Source organism: Alphaproteobacteria bacterium (assembly GCA_030680745.1).
In the GTDB taxonomy this organism is placed as follows: Bacteria; Pseudomonadota; Alphaproteobacteria; order JAUXUR01; family JAUXUR01; genus JAUXUR01.
Map to the genome: position 1 here is coordinate 50,892 of JAUXUR010000007.1, position 22,629 is coordinate 73,520.

The following is a 22,629-nucleotide window of genomic DNA, read 5'->3' on the forward strand; positions in this document are numbered from 1 at the left end:
ATTTGAGTATTTTGCCTACTTAGAAAACAGCCAAATCAAAAGGAAAGTAATGATGTCTGATCGGACAAAAGTTTATGACTTAATCAGTCAATTTGATGTGAAATATGTTGATGTGCGATTTACAGATCCGCGCGGAAAATGGCATCACATGAGCCAGGCCGTAGGAACTGTTAATGATGACTTCTTCGAAGATGGTATTATGTTTGATGGTTCATCAATTGCTGGTTGGAAAGAAATTAACGAATCAGATATGTGCTTAATGCCAGATCCTGCAACAGCAGTTATGGATCCTTTTTCAGCGCAACCAACACTTATTATTATTGCAGACGTTTATGAACCTGTAACACAACAGCCTTATAACAGAGATCCACGTTCGATTGCTAAAAAAGCTGAAGCATTTGTGGCGACTTCTAAAGTAGGCGATAAAGCATATTTTGGTCCAGAAGTTGAATTCTTTGTCTTTGATGATGTTCGTTTTTCTGTTGAATCACATAATATATCATTTAAACTTGATTCTTTAGAAAGCCCACATAATACGAATCGTAAATACGAAACGGGCAATTTAGGGCATAGACCAACTGTTAAAGGCGGTTACTTTCCTGTAGCACCTGTTGATTCAATGCATGACATACGTGCAGAAATGCTCACTGTTTTATCAGATATGGGCATTGAAACAGAACGTCACCACCATGAAGTGGCACCCGCTCAAAATGAGCTTGGTATTCGTTTTGATACACTTGTGAATTCAGCTGATAAAATTCAAACATATAAATGCGTTGTTCAAAATGTTGCGTATTCCTATGGAAAATCAGCTACCTTTATGCCAAAACCTGTTATGGGTGATAATGGTTCCGGTATGCATGTGCATCAATCCATTTGGAAAGATGGTAAAGCGCTTTTTGCCGGTAATGGTTATGCTGATTTATCTGAAACCGCCTTGTTTTACATTGGCGGGATCATTAAACATGCCAAATCATTGAACGCGTTTACAAATCCATCGACCAATAGCTATAAACGCTTGATTCCAGGATTTGAAGCGCCTGTTTTATTGGCGTATTCTTCACGTAATCGATCTGCTTCTTGCCGTATTCCTTATGTATCAAATCCAAACGGAAAACGTGTTGAAGTACGCTTCCCAGATCCAACAGCTAATCCTTATTTAGCATTTGCTGCTATGCTTATGGCGGGTCTTGATGGGATTAAAAATCGTATTCATCCTGGTGAGCCTATGGATAAAAATCTTTATGATTTACCACCTCAAGAGCTTGCAAAAGTACCAACAGTCTGTGGTTCATTGCGCGAAGCCCTTATTTCTTTGGGTGAAGATTGCGATTACCTTAAACAAGGTAATGTATTCACTGATGATTTTATTCAAAGCTATATCGAATTGAAATGGAATGAAGTGTATCGTTATGAACATACGCCGCATCCAGTTGAATTTGACATGTATTATAGCGCCTAATTTATAATGAAATGACTTTGGATTGATACATCATCGCTACCGCTCTCATGTAGGAAGAACTACACTTCGAGCCTTGCTTCTTGTCTGAATCTCAAATCATTTCACTATTATAGATCGGAAAGGAGGAGGCAACTCCCCCTTTACTTTTTATCCAATTCATTCAAAAATATAAAAAGCTATACCCAAATTGTTTCGAAATTGGGTCGAGAAGATGAGTGGTGAAGACTGCTGCGTGTACCTCTTTGTACATGAGCATGATGAATCCCGAAATCTGACGACCTCCACAGTTTGAAACAAGAGCGGTATACTTCAAAAAAATAAAACGAGGGAAAGAACATCAAGTGGAAATGTCAAACAAACAACAGCTTAAAAAATCCTTGTTAAAAAATTCTGAATATGGCGCATCAGCCATTGAATATGCTCTTTTACTTGCATGTCTCGTATTGGTTTTAGTCACCGGTTTATCAAGCTTTGGTGGTAAAATTTCTGATTCTATGAAAGGTGTTTTTGAAAAAGTTGAAAAGCAATTTTCGAATGAATAACAATATATAATGTTTTCGCTTTTAGTTAAGAGTAGGAATGAGGCGTGAAGTGTAGTCTTTTCCTACATGAGAAACGAATAACGCCCTATTAACAAAAATGGAAAATACTATATAAAAAAGAGGCCGCGAACGGCCCAAGTTTAGGGAGGAAACGCCCAAGAAGAAAACAACACTGGCCGGGCAGCCAATAAATGTGTTGTAAACATAATATGACATAACCGTTGACCATTTGCAAGTTAAAAATTATATTTTTTGCAAAATTATGGATGGATAAAATTTATGACTCAAAAAGCAATTATTAACGCGCGTATTTATCCTGTTGATCTTCACAACAATTTTTACGAATCTGGCACAATTTTGTGGGAGAATGATCGTATCCTTAATGTTGGATCAAAAAATGATGTTATTTTAAACGAAAACGTTGAAATTATAGATGCCCAAGACCGCTTTGCTGTGTTACCTGGATTTATTGATGTCCATTCTCATAGTTCTTTATTAAAAGGATTTTCTGAAAATCTACCTTTCTTAGAATGGTTACCTGAATATCAACGTGAACATAAAGTTTTGACCGAGGAAGATGCGTATTGGGCCTCGATGGTTAGTTACCTTGAGGCTTTAAAAGGCGGCACAACTTGCGTTCTTGATATGTATCGTTTTATGCATAAAGCGGCGGATGCTGCAGGTTCCCTTGGAATGCGTGCGCATTTAGCGCCCTATGTTTCAGATTTAGGGCAAGGCTATTTTGAAACAATGGAACAAAATGAAAAACTTATTAAAACACATCATCAAAGTTACAATAATAGAATTCAAATTTTAGTAGGGCTTGAGCATCTTTTTTATTGTTCTGTTGATGCATATAAAAAGGCGCGAAGGCTTTCAGACGAATATGGGGTTTATATTCATACACATACAAGCGAATTCAAAGACGAAGTTGAAGCTGTTAAAAACCATTTTGGCAAATTGCCAGGTTATTTATTGCATGAACGCAATATATTAACGCCCAAAACGATTATTGCTCATTGTGTTTATCTTTCTGATGACGAGATAATTTTGTTTAAAGATAATGACGTACGCATTGCGCATTGCCCCACAAGTAATGTGAAATTAGGCGGCGGTTCTATGCAAATTGATCGTCTTAAAGCTGCAAATATAAAATTTGGATTGGGTACGGACGGTTCTATATCCAATAATAGCCTAAGTATGTGGGAGCTTATGAAATTTGGCTCCCTTTTACAAAAGAATTTAAATCACGATGCGACTGCCCTTAATGCTGCCGAAACTTTGCGTTTAGCAACTATTGAAGGCGCAAAAGTGCTGGGACAGGACCATGAAATAGGATCGCTGGAAATAGGCAAAAAGGCAGATTTCATAACAGTTAATTTATGGCAACCCCATTTAATGCCTCTTATATCGTCAGAAAATCATGATCCAGTTTTATGGAATTTAATTTATGCAGGACGCGCAAGTGATGTTGAAGATGTTTGGGTTGATGGCAAACAAGTTGTATCTAAAGGAAAAGTCACCTCTTTTGATGAGGATGAGCTTTTGATGCATATCCATCTTCAAGCGAAGGATTTGTTGAAAAGACGTGAAGGTGTTATTTCATCAAAATTGATCAATATTTAAATAAAATTATTCTTTTATAATAATAAAATTATTCTTTTATAATAATAAATGTATATTTTAAATTACATACAAATATTTTTTATGTTTAATGTATAAAATTGTTGACTGTATATGCTTTTGATGATAGTTATACATAGTTAACAAGGTATGTTGTGCTGTTTTTAAAAATTATTAGTTTGTTATATGTTTTTAATTTAATTAAGAGAAATTCTCTAAGTTTTTAAATTACTTAGCATTTTTTAAAAATGGTATAATTTAATTAAGGATATAAAATGTTGAAAAAACTAATTATAACTGTATTTTTTTGTGTTTCTTTTTTTTATGGAACATCAAAAGTAATTGCAGCAATACTTACTTCTCCGGAAGTACAATTTGAAAGACTTGTTCAATTAAAAAAAGATAGAGCTCCTGACGCACCCTTCCCAGAACTTTTGCCGCAATTTATAGAAAACTCTACGGCAATAGCAGAAATTTTAGATGGTGCATACCTAGAAACATTCAATAAAATTTACGATCACGTATTAGCGTTTTTTGGCGAAAATGGTGAAAATTTAACATTGGCTCATTTTAATATCGTTCATTTATATTATGCGAAGATTGTAACTGAATCACAATTAAACTCTATTATAGATGAAAAATTTCTATTCGATAACTTAAAAGAAGCATTAAATTTTATATTAAATAAAGATTATGATAATTATGGAATTTTTTACAATGGAATTGGTTCAGAACATATAAAGCCTACTATGTATGTTGAGTTTAATTTATATCCTTATACAATTGTTAGTGAATCAGGTTACTTATCTTTGAAAGTTTTGAATGAATCATTAGGGCAAGATATGCGTCTGTGTGGTTTTCCTTTGTTCCGTTCTAAATTTGATGGATATTTAAATCAAACATCTATGAGTTGCTTGACACATGACTGGGCGCATGCATCACCAGTAGCTAATTTTGTTGATATGTGCAATGAAGATGGAGTTGATAAATATAAAGCGCTTCTTGGACTGATCAATTTAAATCAAGATCAGAAAATACAGAATCTAGATCATTTTTGTTTGTTTTTTCTTGAGCATGAAAACTATCGTTTTTATAGAGGTGAGTTTAACGATTTAGAAACTGATTGCAATTTTGTTCTTAATAATTTATTTGATATCATTTTACCAATACTTCATAATTATTCTGCAACTGAAAATGGTATCTCCGCTATCGAGGTATTTCAAAAATTTGCTCCAAGCAAAATAGAACCATTTTTTTTGGATATGGGCGATGTAATGACGATTCAAATGACTGGAGCATTGGGGAAGAATTTTAATTTGTTTCAGGTTTTAAATTCTCGTTTTGGAATAGGATATAATATTCTTTTTGATATTCAATCAATGCTTAAAGATTCTGATATTGATTTCCAAATCTGGAAAGATGATCAATTTAATGCTGAGGAAATGAGCGCTATCATCACAAAAATATTCAGTGACTTTAAGGAACGATATAAGGATAAGTTTTAGTATATTTTAGTCGAGTCACCCAGGGCATTTCAGCCCTAGGTACTCACAGAACCCTACGTGAAACTCTCGCTTCATACGGCCCATCACTAACGATACTTTGTATAGTGATGAGTTAATCAATCTACGGGACAATTTTCATTTTTATGCTAGAAATTTGTCCACACACCATTGTTTTCCTGAACGCCTTGAAGCGAAGCAACGAATGCAGACAGGATACATAACGAAATACATGCTCGAAGAGCATGGCAAAATATTTAATAACGTCATGAGCTGCGATCATGATTGTTAATTGGACCTTGAATCCGTGCTCGTTGCTTCGCCTCTCGCCTGTTCAGGGAAACAGCTAGTATTTGCTAGGTTTCTATCCAAAATTAAATTTTTGTCCCGTAGATTGGGAGCCAATAGACTCCTCACTACCTAAATGAACATAAATATAGTCGGCTAACTTTACACAAATGTCTCTACATTTCTTGCATCGGCATGAGAATAAATATCATTTATTATCTAAGCATAACAATTATATGTCAGCATTAATTTTATTTATCATACAATTTTTTTATAACTTCCATATATTCTTCTATAGAATTTAATCCCATTTTACCTCGTTCTATATTTAATGTCTCTATACTTCCTTCATGAGGAAGTAGCTCAAACTTATTATTTTCAATTTTAACTTGCGTTCCATATTTTTGCTTCAGACCAAGACTCGGAAACTTTAGTGCAACACGATCATAGAGAAAAGCATAATTCTTTTTAACTGTTTCAGCTTTATCAATTAACGTCCCTAATATAAATAAACAACCCGCTTGAAAAAAAGGGTCATGATCTGCATGCTGCACCAATAACCATGCCTGATCATCTGCATTAGCACCAAATTTAGAAATGCTTACCCATCCATGTACGCTCAAAATTTCTTTCATTTTTAACGTATTAAAGCGATCCAGATTTATTACTAAATCCCGAAATTCTGAATCGTTACTATATTTTATAAAATATTGCCTAATTTCTTGATCTTTTAAAAACATTTGATTAATAATTTTTTTTACAAACTCCACATCATTTAAATCACCGATTGGAAAATTATCATGTTCTTGTTTTATCTGTTCTTTCAAAATATTAATATTATTTGCATGAATATCGGTCAACGTATTTAAAACAAAAACGAATATAATTATACTAAAGATTTTTTTCATAATTTCCTGTCTGTTCTATTTTAAATTATATGAATTATGCTTATCATGCTTTTTTACAACATTCTAGAAAAATGCTAAATCTACCAATCAAATGCTATTGTTTTATCTCACTCACGGTATGGACTCCTGGTAAGTTTGTTAAAACTTTTGGCACTCAGATGTCGATTAGATTCAATATAAACTGAATCCGTGTCCATACATCATTGAGAGGGGGTGCAGCCCCATGGCAATCCATACCTGAGTGTTTGATAAGCTAAAAGTATAGATTGCCACAAACTCCTTTGTGCTAAAGCACTCAGGCATTATCGAGTGACGAACACTTTTGCTTTAGATTAACTTTCAACATATGCCTTTTTCAAGTCACTCCACTATATAAGAACTGAACTCAAAAATCAGATGATACATTTGTCCATAATCTGGGCAGTGAAGAATCTTATTCAGATTCTTCGCGCGCGACATCACTTGGTACATCAACCACAACATCTGCACCAATATCATCGTCATCTGTTTCACGTAATGGGCTGACAGAGACAACTTTTTCGTCAATATCCACTTTAAACAAAGTAACGCCTTGTGTTGCACGACCTGCAATACGAACCTGATTCACAGGTACACGGATCAATTTACCGGCATCAGTCACAAGCACAACTTGATCGCCTTGCTCAACAGGGAAAGATGCCACAACTTCACCATTACGAATCGTCAGATCCAAGTTACGAATACCTTGGCCACCACGCCCAGTCTGTCTGTAATCATAAGCTGAGCTTCGTTTACCAAAGCCACGCTCAGTAATTGTCAAAATAAACTGCTCATGTGATTCAAGCATCGCAAAACGCTCTGGTGCTAAAGTGACTGGTGTTGCTTCATCACTCGTTTCTTCAACGACAACATCATTATTACCTTCAGCAAGTAATGCACGTCGTTGTTGTGAGGCAAGCTTTAAGTAAGCATCGCGCTCCATCGAATCAGCTTCAACATTCGTCAGCATCGTAAGCGAAATAACGCTGTCACCTTTAGCAAGTCTAATACCACGAACACCCACAGAATTACGGCCTGTAAAGACGCGAACATCATTCACATCAAAACGAATCGCCTTCCCTTTACGTGTCGCAAGTAAGAAATCTTGATTTGCATCACATGTTTTAACGCCAACCAAACGATCGCCTTCTTCAAGCTTCATGGCGATTTTACCATTGGCTTTAATATTGACAAAATCAGTTAAAAGATTACGTCTAACCGTTCCTTGGGATGTCGCAAAAACGATATGCAATTTTTCCCATTCGGATTCATCTTGCGGCAATGGAAGAATCGTTGTAATGCTCTCATTTTGATCGAGCGGCAACAAATTCACAAAAGCTTTACCTTTTGCCGTCGCTGTTCCCAATGGCAATTTGTAGACTTTAAGCTCATAGACTTTACCAACGGAGGTAAAGAAAAGAACAGTCGTATGCGTGTTCACAACAAACACCATTTCGACGAAATCTTCATCGCGTGTTGTCATGCCTGCACGGCCTTTACCGCCACGGCGTTGCGCGCGATAGGTTGTTAAAGGTACGCGTTTCACATAACCTGCATGTGACACGGTCACGACCATATCTTCTGGCTGGATCAAATCTTCTTCAGTTTGCTCGCCCACTGCATCTTCGATCATTGTCAAACGCGGTGTTGCAAATTGTGCTTTGGCTGATAGCAATTCTTGACGAATCACATCAATTAATTTATCGCGAGATCCTAAAATTTCGAGATATTTCGTGATATCGAAACCAATATCTTTAAGCTCGCCACCAATTTTATCGCGCTCAAGACCCGTTAAACGTTGCAATCTTAATTCAAGAATACCACGTGCCTGGGCTTCAGAAAGCTTATACGTACCATCGACAATAGGATGAAGCGGATCATCGATTAAACGAATGAAAACTTCAACGTCATGAGCAGGCCAAACGCGTTCCATTAATTGTTGACGTGCGACACCTGGATCTGGCGCTTTACGAATCAAATCAATGATCTCGTCAATATTAGCAACGGCCACAACAAGACCTACCAATAAATGTGCGCGGTCTCTGACTTTATTAAGCTCGTAACGCGTCCTGCGTGTAACAACTTCAACCCTGAATTCCAAGAAATTCGCAATGATATCACGCAATGATAACATTTCAGGGCGACCATTATTAAGCGCCAAAACGTTCGCACTAAAGCTTTGTTGTAATGGCGTATAACGATATAATTGATTCAACACAATTTCAGACATCGCGTCGCGTTTGATCTCAACAACCACACGCATACCATCACGATCTGATTCATCGCGAATATCAGAAATACCTTCGATCAATTTATCACGAACGCATTCAGCAATCCGTTCAACCATACGGGCTTTATTCACTTGGTACGGAATTTCGGTAATGATAATCGCTTCACGATCTTTACGAATAGGTTCAACATGCACTTTACCGCGCATCATAATAGAACCACGACCCGTTCTTATCGCATTGCCAATACCTACACGACCAATAATAATACCGCCTGTTGGGAAATCAGGTCCCAAAACATACGCCATTAAACCGTCATTATCCATGGTCGGGTCGTCAAGAAACGCACAACATGCATCAATGACTTCGCCCAGATTATGCGGCGGAATATTCGTTGCCATACCGACTGCAATACCTGACGCACCATTCACCAAAAGATTTGGATATTGTGCAGGTAAAACAATAGGTTCAAGAAGAGTATTGTCAAAATTCGGACGGAATTCAACGGTATCTTTATCAATATCTTCCAATAAAGGATCGGCAGCTTTTGCCAAACGTGCTTCCGTATAACGCATCGCAGCTGGCGGATCACCATCAACAGATCCAAAATTCCCTTGACCTTGAATCAAAGGTAAGCGCATCGAAAAATTTTGGGCCATACGAACCATGGATTCGTAAATAGGATCAGTACCATGAGGGTGATATTGACCAATCACGTCACCGACCACACGGGCAGATTTACGGAAAGGCTTCGAATGATCCCACCCAGCGCGTTTCATAACGTATAGAATACGTCTATGGACAGGCTTCAGCCCATCGCGCAAATCTGGAAGTGCCCGGCTTACAATTACGCTCATCGCGTAAGCGAGATAAGAGGATTTCATTTCCTCTTCAATCGTAACCGGCTTAACGTGTGTCAAATCAGTTGAATCATTCTGTGTTGTCAATGGAACACCCTTTATATAGTAATAGTTTAATCGTCAAAGTTTAGGTCGTCGTTTTAAATGCACATTTAGAAATTAATCCCATAGGAACCAAGAAGCTCCGTCGTTGCGATGAGCCCCAACTTAAATGGGGCGAAGAAGCAATCCAGAAAAAGCGCTTAAAAAGTACTACATGTTAATTTTTAAACTGGATTGCTTCGCTGCTTCGCCGCTCGCAACGACGGCTTTTTTGATTTTTACTAACCTATTTCTAAGTTCGCATTTTAAATCCTAAATTGCATTCTATAAATTTCAAACTATGGATAAATCCTCAGAAAGGAATATCGTCATCCAATGCCATATCTTGTGAAGCGCGTGGTTTTGAGGCAATTGCAGCACTCGATGATCCACCACCATAAGAAACAGAAGATCCATGATCCATATCGGAACGAGAATCCAATAAGGTCAACTCGCCTTTAAAACGGCTTAATACAATTTCAGTTGTTAATTTTTCAACGCCTGCTTGATCTGTCCATTTACGGCTTTGGATTTGGCCTTCAACATAAAGTTTTGAGCCTTTTTTAACATATTTTTCAATAACATCAGCCAAATTTGGATTAAATACAACAACACGATGCCATTCTGTACGATCTTGACGTTCGCCTGTCGCTTTATCTTTCCATGATTCGGATGTTGCTAAACTAAAATTAACAATTTTTTGACCATCTTGAGAATGGCGAATTTCTGGATCGCGTCCAACATTACCCACTAAAATTACTTTATTAACACTGCCTGCCATTTAATACCTCATTATGTCTAATTTCACCAAAGTGTAACGAGCATTTACACTAAAATCTAGCCCTATTCTTTTAAATTGAGCCAGGCATTCAATCCATCATCGTTGTTTCCCTGGACCAATGAGAGCCCAAAGGGCTCGAATGCGGATCCAGGGTCCAGAAACACTCATGATCATAGATCATGACATACTGTTAAAAAATAAAGACACGCTCTCTCGAGCATGTATTTTAGTCTGGATCCTGGATCTAGATTCGAAGCTTTGCTTCTCATCTGTCCAGGAAACCGCCTATAGATTGACCTCGCGAAAGATCAGCTACAAGCTAGTCTTTCTTCTGATCTAGCTTTGCTTTATCTACCTCATCCGGTGTTTTATCCAACTCCGACTTAAAGCTTTTAATGCCGCGCGCTAAATCACCCATGATGCGTGGCAAACGCCCTGCCCCAAAAAGCAACATAACGATCCCGAATATTAATACTAATTGCCAAATTCCGATCGACATTTTAACTCTCTTTCTTTATCTAGCTCATTCATCCAGCTAAAGGCGCTATCAATTTTGTTATAAAATGAAGCGGTCCTGCTAAAATTTTCGAAAACAAATTGATCCCGAGCATTGGCGGAATCATAATTAAACCCAACAAAATTAAAAATCCATAAGGCTCAACACGTGCCAAAGGACGCGCCAAAGGCATAGGCAAAAGTCCAACCAATATACGACCACCATCCAAAGGGGGTATAGGTAATAGATTAAAAATCGCTAATAAGATATTGATTTGTATCGAATTTGCTAGGTTGTGTGCTGCCCATTGCATCGCACTTGCAGGTAAAAAAGTAATCACATGAAATAAAAGCGCTGAAATAACCGCCAATAATATGTTCATGAGCGGTCCCGCAGCCGCCACAAAAATCATGTCCCGTTTAGGAGATTTCAATTTACGAAAATCAACAGGTACAGGCTTTGCATAGCCAAACACAAAAGGCGCCTTTAAAAGCAACAACATCCCTGGTAATAAAATTGTGCCAATAGGATCAATGTGTTTAATGGGATTAAGGCTTAAGCGACCTTCTTTTTTAGCTGTATCATCACCAAACATAAGCGCTACATAACCATGCGCTGCCTCATGAAAGGTAATTGCAATTAAAACAGGAATTGCCCAAATTGAAATATTAAATAAGACTTGACCAAATTCCATTACAAAGACCACATATTCTAAAGGTTTGAGGCATTCTAACCTGTTGTGTACAAAAAAACAACAAGAAGTATGAATTCTCTACACCCATCTTTAAACATATCTATCTATTAATTTTAAATTTGCTTATTGACTTACCCTAAGCTATGATTCGAATACATTCGGTATAACCTTCTATAAGTATGGCTACCAAAATGCTTAATGATCTCATTCAATTATTCTATCAATCAGAAGATTTTTTCTACAGAGCAATCAGCCGTGAATGTTTAGATTTTGAAGATAAAGCAAGTTTCTATATAACAGGATTACATTCTGAATATTCAAACCCATTTACATTACGCAAAAACATACCAACATTTAAAAAAATTTTAACCGAATGTACGAATTTTGCTCAAAACCAAAATATAAACTGGATTGTTACGATTTCACAATATGTTATGGATAAAAATTTAGAATCTACATTAAATCAAATGTCTTTTAAATTGGATTCAAAAACAACACCAATGTTTATTGTTTTAAATCACGATGATGATATTTGTCAAAATAATCATTTAATTATAAATATGAATGATAATTTAAATGATTGGATAACACCTTTAAGTGAAGCTTTTGAGTCAAACTTTGAACAAACAGGTTTATATAAACAAGTGCGCTATAAGGCATTGAACAATAAAAATAATTTTTATCATTTTACGCTTTATGACAATAGTTCACCTATTGCATCATTAACTTTATCAATTAATAATAATATCGCGCGTATAGACAACGTGGGAACACTCCCAGAATATCAATCACAAGGATATGCAAGATCGATTATATCTTTTACATTAGATGAAGCAAAACGTTTAGGTGCAACCCATTGTTTCCTTGATGCCTTGCCCGAAGGAATACCACTATATCAACAAATAGGTTTTAATCCTTTATTTCAAAATTATATATTTAAAATAAATATATAATGACAAGTTTTTTTGCTTTTTTAGGCGCCTCCCTTGCAGAAATCGCAGGCTGTTTTTCGTTTTGGGCATGGCTCAAATTAAACAAATCAGTTTGGTGGCTAGCGCCTGGCACTCTTGCTTTATGGGTTTTCGCCTATTTATTAACTTTTGTAGAATCCGACTATGCAGGCCGTGCTTACGCTGCCTATGGTGCCGTCTATATTTCAGCCTCAATTTTTTGGATGTGGCTTGTTGAAGGAAATACACCAGATCGCTTTGATATAATTGGTGTTTTGGTATGTTTAATTGGCGCTGGCATCATTATGTTTGCGCCACGCGTTTAATAGCAACTGATAAAACTATAGGCAAATTCGTCGTTAGATCTGCGCATTCCGGACCTTTGTATTTAGTTCTAACTCTTGATCACATGCTCTATTTAAGTGCATGTTTATAGCCAACGCATTATAATTTGAATACAGCGTCAATCGTCGCTCACTTAAGGTGTGACTAAGCTTCGCTCCTCTTTCCTTGTCTCAAATTAAATGTGATTGACTATAAGACGAATGAAAATCGACTAAAATTTTAATTCGCAAAAAATTATAACATCAGAAGAGGGAGGTTGAGCCATTTCTTTCTCCATTTTTTTAAGCACCTTCATCTGGATCAGGATTTTCAATAATCCACCAATTTTGATTTTGGGGTATATCTCGCCCATTGGATCGAATTCAAAATAATCTTCCCATCCTGAACTCTCTTTTTCATTTTTTGTTTTAAGAATACCTCTTCCGATAAGGTAGACCATAAAATCTTCTATGAAAATAGGTCTTTCTTTTTCAGAGTTTCTAACATATTCATTAAGGTTTTTACGAATTATTTCATTTTCTTTTGAATTCTCAGAATTTTCATTTCTCTTTTCATATAATAGATCTGTGTATATTTGTCGTTTTTTAAAATCCTCATCATCTTCAATATGATTCATAAGGAATTTTATAAGATAATCGGGATTAAATTTCGCATAAAACACTTCTAATGCATTACCGAGGCTTCCTTGAAAGGGATCACCTTTTCCAATTCCAATTTTCTCTTTGAAATTTTCAAAATAACCCGTTAATCCCAATTCATCTTTAAGTTTTTCAAAATATACGCTTAAAATATGAACGTTTTGGAGAGATTTACCCGGCATGATTGCACATTTAAAAAGAAGATTCTTTTCACGTGCCAAAAGACTATATATTTTATCGCTGAGACCATCACCTTTTAGTTCTGTTAGCAAGGAAAGCAAGATAGCTTCGACGCCTTCTTTTTGACCTGTGGGGCATTGTAAAAGAGCATAGGTGAGTTGGAACATTAAGACATGGCGCGCATCTGAATCAAGATTTGGATCTGCCATACGTGAAATAATATAAGAAAGATTCCGTTGAAGTTCCAGAATAGATTCTTCATACATCTGCCATTCACTTTTTTCATTTTCTTCTAAAGGCAATCCCCACATCGTTTTAAGAAATCCATTAAGGCTTGGAAAAATATAAAGTTCAATTTTTTGCTTATTGGTTAATTCTGGGTAAGAATCTTTGAAATCATTGGAAAGCATTTCATAAGAAATTGATTTGCTTGTATACTTTTTTTCTTCTTCGCTACGATTTTCTGGGTGTATGGTTTTAATTCTTTCTTCTTCAACATCCTCTAGAATCAAAAGATCTAGTAGATTCTTCCAATTTTTTATAAATTGATCAGCATCCCAACCCAAATCAGGCACATCTTGCATGCGATAATCTTTAATTGTTTTTCGATTTATACTTATTTCTGCTGTATCCAACTTTTGGTATAAATCTATTTGTGTAATTGGAACCATGTGATACTCCATGGGGAGTACAATTCTATCTCCAAAAATCCGCTGCAACTCTTCTTCACCTAAAGTATTTCCGATTCCTCTATGTTGAAGGGGATTGTTGTAGAGGTTTATAAATCCAATTGTATTGCGTAAATCGGATAAAGAGGCTGGTAGATGGATCAGTTCATTGTGGTTAAGACTTAGAAAAGTCAATTTTTTTAAATTCCCAAAAGAGTCGTGCAGATCGTTGAGTTTATTGTCACAAAGATCGAGGTAGTTCAAATTTATCAAATTGCCCAATGATTCGAGTGCATCCTTAAGTTGGTTTATGGAAAGATTTAGAAATATCAATTTTTCCAATTGATCAAAAGATTTGGGTAGATTTGTCAGTTTATTATTTTGGAAAGAGGCACTTGTCAAATTAATGAGTTTGCCAAATAAATCGGGTAAATTTTTAAGTTGATTCTGTTTTAAAATGAGCTCTGTCAAATTACCTAAATCGCAAAAAGATTCAGGAAGATCTTCTAGTTCATTATTTTCAAAAGAGAGGAGCTTCAAATTTTGCAATTTGCCAAAAGATTCTGGTAGTTTTGTAAGTTTATTATGACTAAAATTGAGACTATTCAAATTTTGTAAATTACAAAAAGATTCAGGTAAATTTGAGATTAGATTATTACAAATAGATAGGTTATTCAGATTAGTCAAATTTCCAAATGAGTTGGGCAAATTTGTGATGCCGTTTGAAGAAAGTTGGAGGTTCGTCACCCATGTTAAATCACACAATTTTTCCATTGTTTCAGGTGAAATTTGGATGTTAAAAATTTTTAATTCACCACTTAAAATTGTGTGATTTAGTGTCTCAAAATTTTGATTTGGATTATCACATTGCAAGTTTTTGATAAATTCATTTATGCGTAACTCTTTTTCACTCTCAGTTAAATCTGCTGCAAATATGGGCGCCAAGAACACAAAAAATAATATCGAAAAATAAAAAAGAAATGTTTTCATTTAAAAATCCTTAAAAAAAACAACTGATATAAAATTTTGATCCATTTTAAAAACTTTGTAAATAGATTTTCGATGCACCCATTCAAACTTATCCCTCGAAGATAAAACGCAATTTCATCAAATGATTAAGGTAAAAATAGATATAGTAGCAGTTCAGAAGTAAAGTATATTTTTGTAAGCATAAAGGAAAACAAAATGCAAGACGCGCCTTTGCTGCTTATGGCGTCGTCTATATTTCAGTCTCTATTCTTTAGATGTGGATCGTTGAAGGAAATGCATTTGATCTCTTTGATATGACGAATAGGCACTGGGATCACCACGTGTTTAAAATAAAAATGTAACTAATCAGGAGTGGGGAGCAATTTAAACATCACTTGAATCGTTAGATAAGCTAAAAGTATGCATTGCGGCGCGATTTCGCCGCTTGCAATGACGAACTTTTTGATTTTAAATCATTTTGAAATATGTGCTGTTTTCAATTTATTTCACTGTACATATCCTGCCGAATATCATTATCAATGAAACAATTTTTCGTCTTTCTTAAACAATTTCATCTTTAACAATACCTTAAAAACACCTTCTTCTGTTATAGATGCATTGGTGTCTTCATCAGCCATCTGCCACGAAGAAAGATCATTATCATTTCCTAAAAGAATCGCTAAACTAGCAAAAAGTTCATTATTATAATTATCAGGCTGCAATTGTTGATTAATTTTCAACTGAACCAATTTAATTATATCGACAATTTTAAGCGTGGTGTATTTATAAAAAGCATCAAGCGCTTCTTTTTTTGTTAAATTGAGCAAGTTATTGTAATAAAGCTCCGAATGCATATCAAACTTAACATCATGACAAGAACCGACAAGATCACCAATCAAATTTCTAAGATATAATCCTTGATGAACAGCTTCTTCAATCACTGCCTCACCACAAATATTTTTCATTAATTCATTTGTACCTGAAAAACATTCTTCTATTTGTTCTTGAATAATATCTTCAATAAATTCAATAGCTAAATGTGTTCCCTGTGCAATATAGTCATTATCAACAATTTCATTTTTAGATGATTTTAATTTTGACTCTAATGGCAAAAAACCATATGCGTTAATGACACCACCATCAATCCCAACTGAACAATCAAGCAGCGATTTCAAGGTAGTAAGCAACACCTCTTCTTGAAGCGATAATGTCATTTCAGTGCATTCAGCACTTAATGAAAGAATATGCTTTACGATACATTTAAATTTTGCCGCAATTTTATTATGATCAGGTGCTTTTAATAAATAAAGCAAATATGCATTATCGTTAGTAGCTTTAAGCTTAAAGTCATCAAAAGAATGTCCTTCTAACAATTTTTGTACTTCTGCTTTAATTGATAAATTGATAGTTCTTTCTTTTAACTTATTTAAAAGATCCACAAAATTAGATGATTTAACATTTGGTATTGAATGAATGTCTATAATTTTATTGGATAGTTTGTTTAAAAAGACAGCATTCAATGAAACATTATATTGAATATCACCATAAGAAACATACTGAAATGGTAATTTTAACGTTTGTAAATCAATAAGTTCTTCTCTTTTTTGCAACAAATTTCCATGAACTTTATAAGGACTTTTTGGATCTTTCGAATCATCCAACAATATACCAATACGCAAGGCTTGTTGAACAAACTCCCCCTCTGAATCCAACCCTAATTTCAAAACATTGTCGTCATCTCCAATGAAATTGACGGCCATCCGTGCACGCACTGGATTATCATAATTTTCCATCAATTGTTGCCAATGTGTTTGAAAAACTACTTTCTCCTCTGGCTGACGAGAAGAATAATAATCTATTAAAAGATCTGATAAAGCAGGATGTAGATGTTTTTCTAAATAATCGTCCTCTTTAAAATAATGGGCCTCTTCAAAATAATATTCATCATAATCATTTGGTTCTACAGCTTCTTGATCACGTATATTATCATTAAAATAAATTATAAAATCTTTAAGATGTTTTTTCGGCAAAAAATACAATGAATTTGTAAAATCGCTTATAGAACCTGCTTCTAGATCTAACATATTGTTCAAATAAACAATATTAATTTCACCTGACTCTGAATTTGCAGACAATAAAACATATATTAATTTTAAAACATTTTCAATATACCATTTATTTTCATTTACAATATTTTTAATATATGCGATTTTATTATCATTGTAGTTTAAATTTAATACATCTAGAATAGTTATAATTAACCCATAACGCCAACCATAATCTGAACTTTCTGAATCACAAAATTTGAAATGAGGAAAACTATCACCTAAATGTGTTTCTGTTAACGCAATCACATCATTAACAATTTTAACACGTTTAACTGGATCGATATTTAAAAGAGCTTCTATTATATATACATAACCAAAGATTTCCAGATCTTTATTTTTATATTTAATATTATTTCTCTGCGCAAGCAACTGTATACATTGAAATAAAGAATTATATTCTTTTTCATTAACATTGCATAGCACATCAATCAATTGTCTAGTTTCATTATTTGTTAATTTCTTTATTTTTAAAATATTTTCAATAAAGATCAATACAACATCAAGTTTTTTTTGGTTTATTTTTTGAATAATTTTAATAATTTCAGCTTGATCAACAACACTCCATTCGTTTAATCTAATATTTTTTTTAATAATTTCAAAATTTGTTTCGTATTTATATAAATCAATCCCTTTAAGCGCATCAATGAATTTAGAATATCCATTTAAATCCCATTTTTCATTTTTATAAATGGTTTTGGCTTTTTGAAGAGCAAAATCATAAAATGCTGGATCTGCATTTCCAAGTGTCTTTAACATTTGAAGATAATTTCGTATTGAAGAAAAATCATCTTTAAAACCTAAAGCGTTTTCCTCAGTAAGAATTTTTATATGATTTAAAATTGTGTCATACTTTGTTTGATCAATCTTCCCAAAAGCTTCTATCACTTCACAATAATGTTCTACATCCCACTTTTTTTCATTAAATAGCTCAACGATCGTATTAAACAAAACATCATTAAGCGCATTATTGTTTACATTACTAAAAGCTTTAATTATTTTTGCGCATAACATTCCACCCACATTCTTCCCATCAAGAATTTTTTAGTGTAATGTTTTATAACGTCAAGCTTAGATTGATCTGCAAGAGCAAGCGCATCAATAACAGCCCCAACAGGGGCGTCATCCCAATGACAATTATCTACAGGACATCTAAATGGAGCAAGATCCATATATGGAATAAGATGCATATGTGGATCAACTGCAGGACAATCTGTATTCCAATCTTGTTTACCAGCAAGATCTTTCATGTGTTGAATTATAGAATTATGTCGCTCTGAATCAATGTTTCCCAAACTTTTTATAACATAATGTAAATCATATGCACTTAGCTTTTGCTCTTGTTCAATATTGCTTACACCCAAAATAATAGATTTGAATTTTGAGGGATCTATTTTTTGAAAAGCTTCATTGACTTTAATATAATAAATTTTACCTTTTCTACTGCTGAGGGTTTTTACAGCCAATTTCAGTCTTTTTTTATTTTGATTTGAATCATCCTGATCATGACCTTTTAGTGAATTATTATTTGAATGCATTGAAAATGCAGATGACAAATTTAATATTAAGAATGTTGCTGCGAAAAACAGTTTCATTTAATCAATCCTACTTTTATTAAAATTTAATAATTATGAAAAAATTTTTACATAAAAAAACAAAAAAATCAATAAAAAAAATTAATATAATTTTTTAAACATAAATTGAATTGTATTAATAAAAATGTCAACTTTAAATTGTGCTATTGAAAAATAACAATATGTATTTAATGTGAATGAAACAATGAACAATGCTCTCATAAACTTTTTTTATCAAGCTGAAGATTATTTCTTTAGATCGATAAACCGTGAATATTTAGATTTTAACGATAATGCGCATCTTTACATAACAAGACTAAAATTCTAAACATTTACACTTGTTTACATTACGTAAAAACATCTTAAACGAATGTATAATGTTTACTCAAAAACAAAATATAAAATATAAATAAAAATTCAATGCCTGATTTTCGGCTACATTTTTAAAAAAATTATTTTATAGTCCAATTATGATTAAAAAGATGAGCCACTTAAAATGATAGACCAAGCAGCCCAAAAAGAGTACTACCAAGCTTTAATTAATAAAGATTCCTCGTATGAAGGGATTTTTTATGTAGGTGTTAAAACAACGTCAATATTTTGCAGACCAACATGCCCTGCCCGCAAACCGAAATTTGAACATTGTGAATTTTTTAAAAATGCAGAACAAGCGCTTTTGGCTTCTTTTAGGCCTTGTAAACGTTGCAAGCCTTTATCACATCCCAATCAAGTATCCGATCTTGTACAAAAACTTGTTGATGCGATTGAAGAAAATCCTGAAAAAAGATGGATGGATCGTGATTTTAAAGCAATATCAATAGATGCCTCAACAGCACGTCGCCAGTTCCAAAAAAGATTTGGGATGACTTTTGTGGCTTACGCACGTGCGCGACGTATGGGACTCGCCATGAAACAAATACGATCAGGTGAACAAGTGATTGAAGCCCAACTTTCAACCGGTTATGAATCAAGTAGCGGGTTCAGGGACGCCTTTTCGCGCATTATGGGTGCTGCCCCTACCCTATCAGCCGACAGCCATATTCTTAAAGCATCGTGGATTGATACAAAATTAGGACCAATGCTTGTGATTGCTGACGATCATGCCCTTTACCTTTTAGAATTTGTGGATAGACGAGGTTTAGAACGCGAAATTGAACGATTAAGATTGAAAACAAAATCAGCGATTATCCCAGGTCGAAGCTTTCCTATTGATTGCATCGAAAAAGAATTGATGCTTTATTTTGAAGGTCAATTAAGTATATTTAAAACACCTTTGTGTTTATTAGGATCCCCATTTCAAAAATCTATTTGGGCAGCATTACAAAAAATTCCATTGGGCGAGACACGATCTTACCTTGATATTGCCAAACAAATTGGCAATCCCTTAAGTTTCAGGGCCGTTGCCAATGCCAATGGCGCGAATCAATTTGCCATTATCATCCCTTGCCATCGTGTTATCAATACAAATGGCGCATTAGGCGGATATGGTGGTGGTATTGCACGCAAAAAGTGGCTACTTGATCATGAGAAATGCTGATTAGACAAAAAAAATCATTAAATAAATATATTTACTTTATAAATTAACAGAAAAATAAATAAATATTAAATTTAATTGACTTTATACTTAAATAAATATACAATTCCTATTAAGTAAATTGCTCATTACATTAAATAGGATTAAAAATGAAAAAACTACTGCTTGTTAGCTTATGCGGTTTTTTAGCGCAGACCCATTCTTCTTCCCATGCTCTAATTAATAGCAATCATGGTCAGATTGAAGTATCAGCGCCTCAAGATGAACAAAACCTAGAATATAACGCTATTTCAGAAGCTTTTGTTGCCCATGAAATGGTAGATATGTTAAACGATTACATTATCGCTCAAGGCGCAGACCCTTTTGTCTACATAACGCTTGTAAATAGAATCAGAGAACAAAGTATAGAACAGCCCGGGAATTACATACTAAAAGATAACAAACCATTTTTAACAGCAAAAAAACCTTCAAGCGTTTTTAACGCCAAAACACAACAATTACTTTCAAATGAAACCCATGACAACATTTTCGTTATTGATGCCGTCAACTCATTAAAACTAGAAATCACACCAACAGACGAAGAATTATATAAATTATCTCAAAAATTTCCTAACGTAACATCATTAAATGTAGATAATTTAAGATTAGGACGTCACAAAGTTAATCTTATCGCTGAATTTTTCCCTCAATTAACTTCTTTTTCTGCAAGCTATCTTGGCAGAGAATATAGCTCACATCAATCAGGAGAAGCCCTCGCTGCGCTCTCTCAAATGACAAACTTAACAAGCCTCGATATTTCTCATACACTTGTTACAGATAAGATGTTAGAAACGTTCCTTCCGCATTTAACGAAATTGACATCACTTAAGATGCAAACCCACCTGCTTTCGCAACATGGCGCCGAACTTATCGTCCAGCACACAGCAAATCTAAAGCATCTTGATGTATTTTTCGAAGAAGAATTATCATACGCATTTAGATCAGATCTAAACTTCAACCAAGAAACTATAGATTATCTAAATCGTGAACTAACGAGTTTAGATAATCCTATTTCTTAAAAAACTATTAACCAGTCTAAGGTGCCTAATAGGGGCACCTTTTTACATCGATATATAAATTAATAATAACAAACAAATCAATTTTTTCTTAATTAAAAATAAATTTTAATATATATTAAATATACTATTAATAAAAAATTTATTTACTTTTATAATAAAAAAATATACAATTCATTATTATGTTATATTTATACAAGGATTATTCAAATGATAAAATACCTTATTACTATTTCTTTGTTTACTTTTTCTATCATTCCCTCCTCATTGTTGGCAGTAAATAACAACAATCAAAAAAATAACATTGAAACTCAACCAAAAGAACTCTTAAAAAAACGAGAACGTGATGAAAATGATCAACTTTTAAATGACAACGAAGCAAAACAAAAAAAAATCCAAACCCCAAATGAAATTATTTTGAATAATCTTACAGCTGACAAATCTACATTGAACTTTTTTGATGAAAAAATTCAAAAATTAATTATTACATTTCAATCACTTAGATTTGACGACGATTGGGATGAATCTGACAAACAATCATTCATCAAAAAAATATTAAAAAAAAACAATCCACTTTTTATACTTCAAATGATAAAGAAAATTATTGATAACAGGGAAATCTCAATAGATGCAGAATATTCTGGATGCTTAATTAATTCATTAAATAATATAACAAACACTGAAGATTACGCCTTTTTAATTGAAAAAATAAAATCTTTTGACGCATGTAACGAAGCTTGGGATTTATATTCTTATTCTGAATTTATAGATACCTATGATTTACTAAAAAATAGATTTGATAAAGAAACTGCATTTAATGCCCTAGAGCAAATTAAAAATTCAACATCTTTCCAATTATATGGCACTACTTACAAAACCTTAATTGATGCATTTTTAAATACAAATCAAAATATATTTAAACAAATTGATATTATAAAATCTTTCATAAAAAATCCTTATATTAATCAAAAATTTTTCGATTCTTTAATCGAATTAATTAATAACAACTATCAAAATGAACCAATTATAAAAAACATTCAAACAATCAACGACCTAATTGAAATTGGAAATGTAAAAAAATTATCTGAAAAAAATTATTTTGAACTTATGTCTCTATTAAATCAAATA

17 protein-coding genes are annotated in these 22,629 nt (G+C 33.8%); 9 read left to right on the top strand and 8 right to left on the bottom strand.

Going from position 1 to position 22,629, the window contains the following annotated elements; translation table 11 throughout:
• The first annotated feature begins 52 nt into the window (after positions 1–52).
• From glnA to Q8L85_00630, 4 genes are all read left to right on the top strand, one after another.
• Positions 53–1,462: a type I glutamate--ammonia ligase gene (gene glnA / locus Q8L85_00615; GenBank protein MDP1723189.1), complete on the top strand. Its 1,410-nt coding sequence runs from the start codon at positions 53–55 to the stop codon at positions 1,460–1,462.
• 347 nt (positions 1,463–1,809) lie between these two features.
• Positions 1,810–2,004, top strand: a complete 195-nt coding sequence (locus tag Q8L85_00620; GenBank protein ID MDP1723190.1) for a Flp family type IVb pilin — start codon at positions 1,810–1,812, stop codon at positions 2,002–2,004.
• A gap of 279 nt (positions 2,005–2,283) precedes the next feature.
• On the top strand, positions 2,284–3,630 hold the full coding sequence (locus tag Q8L85_00625; GenBank protein MDP1723191.1) for an amidohydrolase: 1,347 nt from the start codon (positions 2,284–2,286) through the stop codon (positions 3,628–3,630).
• 272 nt (positions 3,631–3,902) lie between these two features.
• Positions 3,903–5,132, top strand: a complete 1,230-nt coding sequence (locus tag Q8L85_00630) for a hypothetical protein (GenBank protein MDP1723192.1) — start codon at positions 3,903–3,905, stop codon at positions 5,130–5,132.
• Positions 5,133–5,668: 536 nt separating this feature from the next.
• Here Q8L85_00630 and Q8L85_00635 read toward each other — a convergent pair.
• The 5 genes from Q8L85_00635 to Q8L85_00655 all read right to left on the bottom strand — a co-directional run bounded on the left by Q8L85_00635 (position 5,669) and on the right by Q8L85_00655 (position 11,483).
• Entirely contained in the window at positions 5,669–6,325 is a 657-nt protein-coding gene (locus Q8L85_00635) for a hypothetical protein (protein MDP1723193.1), read from the bottom strand.
• A 433-nt stretch (positions 6,326–6,758) separates the two neighbouring features.
• Positions 6,759–9,518 carry a DNA gyrase subunit A gene (gyrA, locus tag Q8L85_00640; protein MDP1723194.1) on the bottom strand — a complete coding sequence of 920 codons (2,760 nt, stop codon included), beginning with the start codon at positions 9,516–9,518 and terminating at the stop codon, positions 6,759–6,761.
• Between the two features lie 307 nt (positions 9,519–9,825).
• Positions 9,826–10,293 carry a single-stranded DNA-binding protein gene (ssb, locus tag Q8L85_00645; protein ID MDP1723195.1) on the bottom strand — a complete coding sequence of 156 codons (468 nt, stop codon included), beginning with the start codon at positions 10,291–10,293 and terminating at the stop codon, positions 9,826–9,828.
• A gap of 319 nt (positions 10,294–10,612) precedes the next feature.
• Entirely contained in the window at positions 10,613–10,792 is a 180-nt protein-coding gene (gene tatA, locus Q8L85_00650) for a twin-arginine translocase TatA/TatE family subunit (protein ID MDP1723196.1), read from the bottom strand.
• A gap of 28 nt (positions 10,793–10,820) precedes the next feature.
• Positions 10,821–11,483, bottom strand: a complete 663-nt coding sequence (locus Q8L85_00655; GenBank protein ID MDP1723197.1) for a site-2 protease family protein — start codon at positions 11,481–11,483, stop codon at positions 10,821–10,823.
• Positions 11,484–11,674: 191 nt separating this feature from the next.
• Between Q8L85_00655 and Q8L85_00660 the strand changes: the two genes are divergently transcribed.
• Together Q8L85_00660 and Q8L85_00665 are read left to right on the top strand one after the other, a co-directional pair.
• Positions 11,675–12,436 (top strand): GNAT family N-acetyltransferase, encoded by a 762-nt coding sequence (locus Q8L85_00660; protein MDP1723198.1) that lies wholly within the window; start codon positions 11,675–11,677, stop codon positions 12,434–12,436.
• Entirely contained in the window at positions 12,436–12,759 is a 324-nt protein-coding gene (locus Q8L85_00665; protein ID MDP1723199.1) for a YnfA family protein, read from the top strand. Before Q8L85_00660 ends, Q8L85_00665 begins: the two co-directional genes overlap by 1 nt.
• 230 nt (positions 12,760–12,989) lie before the next feature.
• Here the strand turns inward: Q8L85_00665 and Q8L85_00670 are convergent, their stop codons facing one another.
• The 3 genes from Q8L85_00670 to Q8L85_00680 form a co-directional block, all read right to left on the bottom strand.
• Positions 12,990–15,254, bottom strand: a complete 2,265-nt coding sequence (locus Q8L85_00670) for a leucine-rich repeat domain-containing protein (protein ID MDP1723200.1) — start codon at positions 15,252–15,254, stop codon at positions 12,990–12,992.
• Between the two features lie 515 nt (positions 15,255–15,769).
• A complete protein-coding gene (locus Q8L85_00675; protein MDP1723201.1) occupies positions 15,770–18,352 on the bottom strand; it encodes a hypothetical protein in 2,583 nt (860 codons plus the stop codon).
• Positions 18,334–18,933, bottom strand: a complete 600-nt coding sequence (locus Q8L85_00680; protein MDP1723202.1) for a hypothetical protein — start codon at positions 18,931–18,933, stop codon at positions 18,334–18,336. Before Q8L85_00680 ends, Q8L85_00675 begins: the two co-directional genes overlap by 19 nt.
• A 475-nt stretch (positions 18,934–19,408) precedes the next feature.
• Between Q8L85_00680 and Q8L85_00685 the strand changes: the two genes are divergently transcribed.
• The 3 genes from Q8L85_00685 to Q8L85_00695 all read left to right on the top strand — a co-directional run.
• On the top strand, positions 19,409–20,449 hold the full coding sequence (locus Q8L85_00685) for a trifunctional transcriptional activator/DNA repair protein Ada/methylated-DNA--[protein]-cysteine S-methyltransferase (protein ID MDP1723203.1): 1,041 nt from the start codon (positions 19,409–19,411) through the stop codon (positions 20,447–20,449).
• 146 nt (positions 20,450–20,595) lie between these two features.
• Positions 20,596–21,504, top strand: coding sequence for a hypothetical protein (locus tag Q8L85_00690; GenBank protein ID MDP1723204.1), 909 nt, complete (start codon positions 20,596–20,598; stop codon positions 21,502–21,504).
• 207 nt (positions 21,505–21,711) lie between these two features.
• Positions 21,712–22,629 (top strand): hypothetical protein (locus Q8L85_00695; GenBank protein MDP1723205.1); only part of this gene is annotated, 918 nt, incomplete at its 3' end.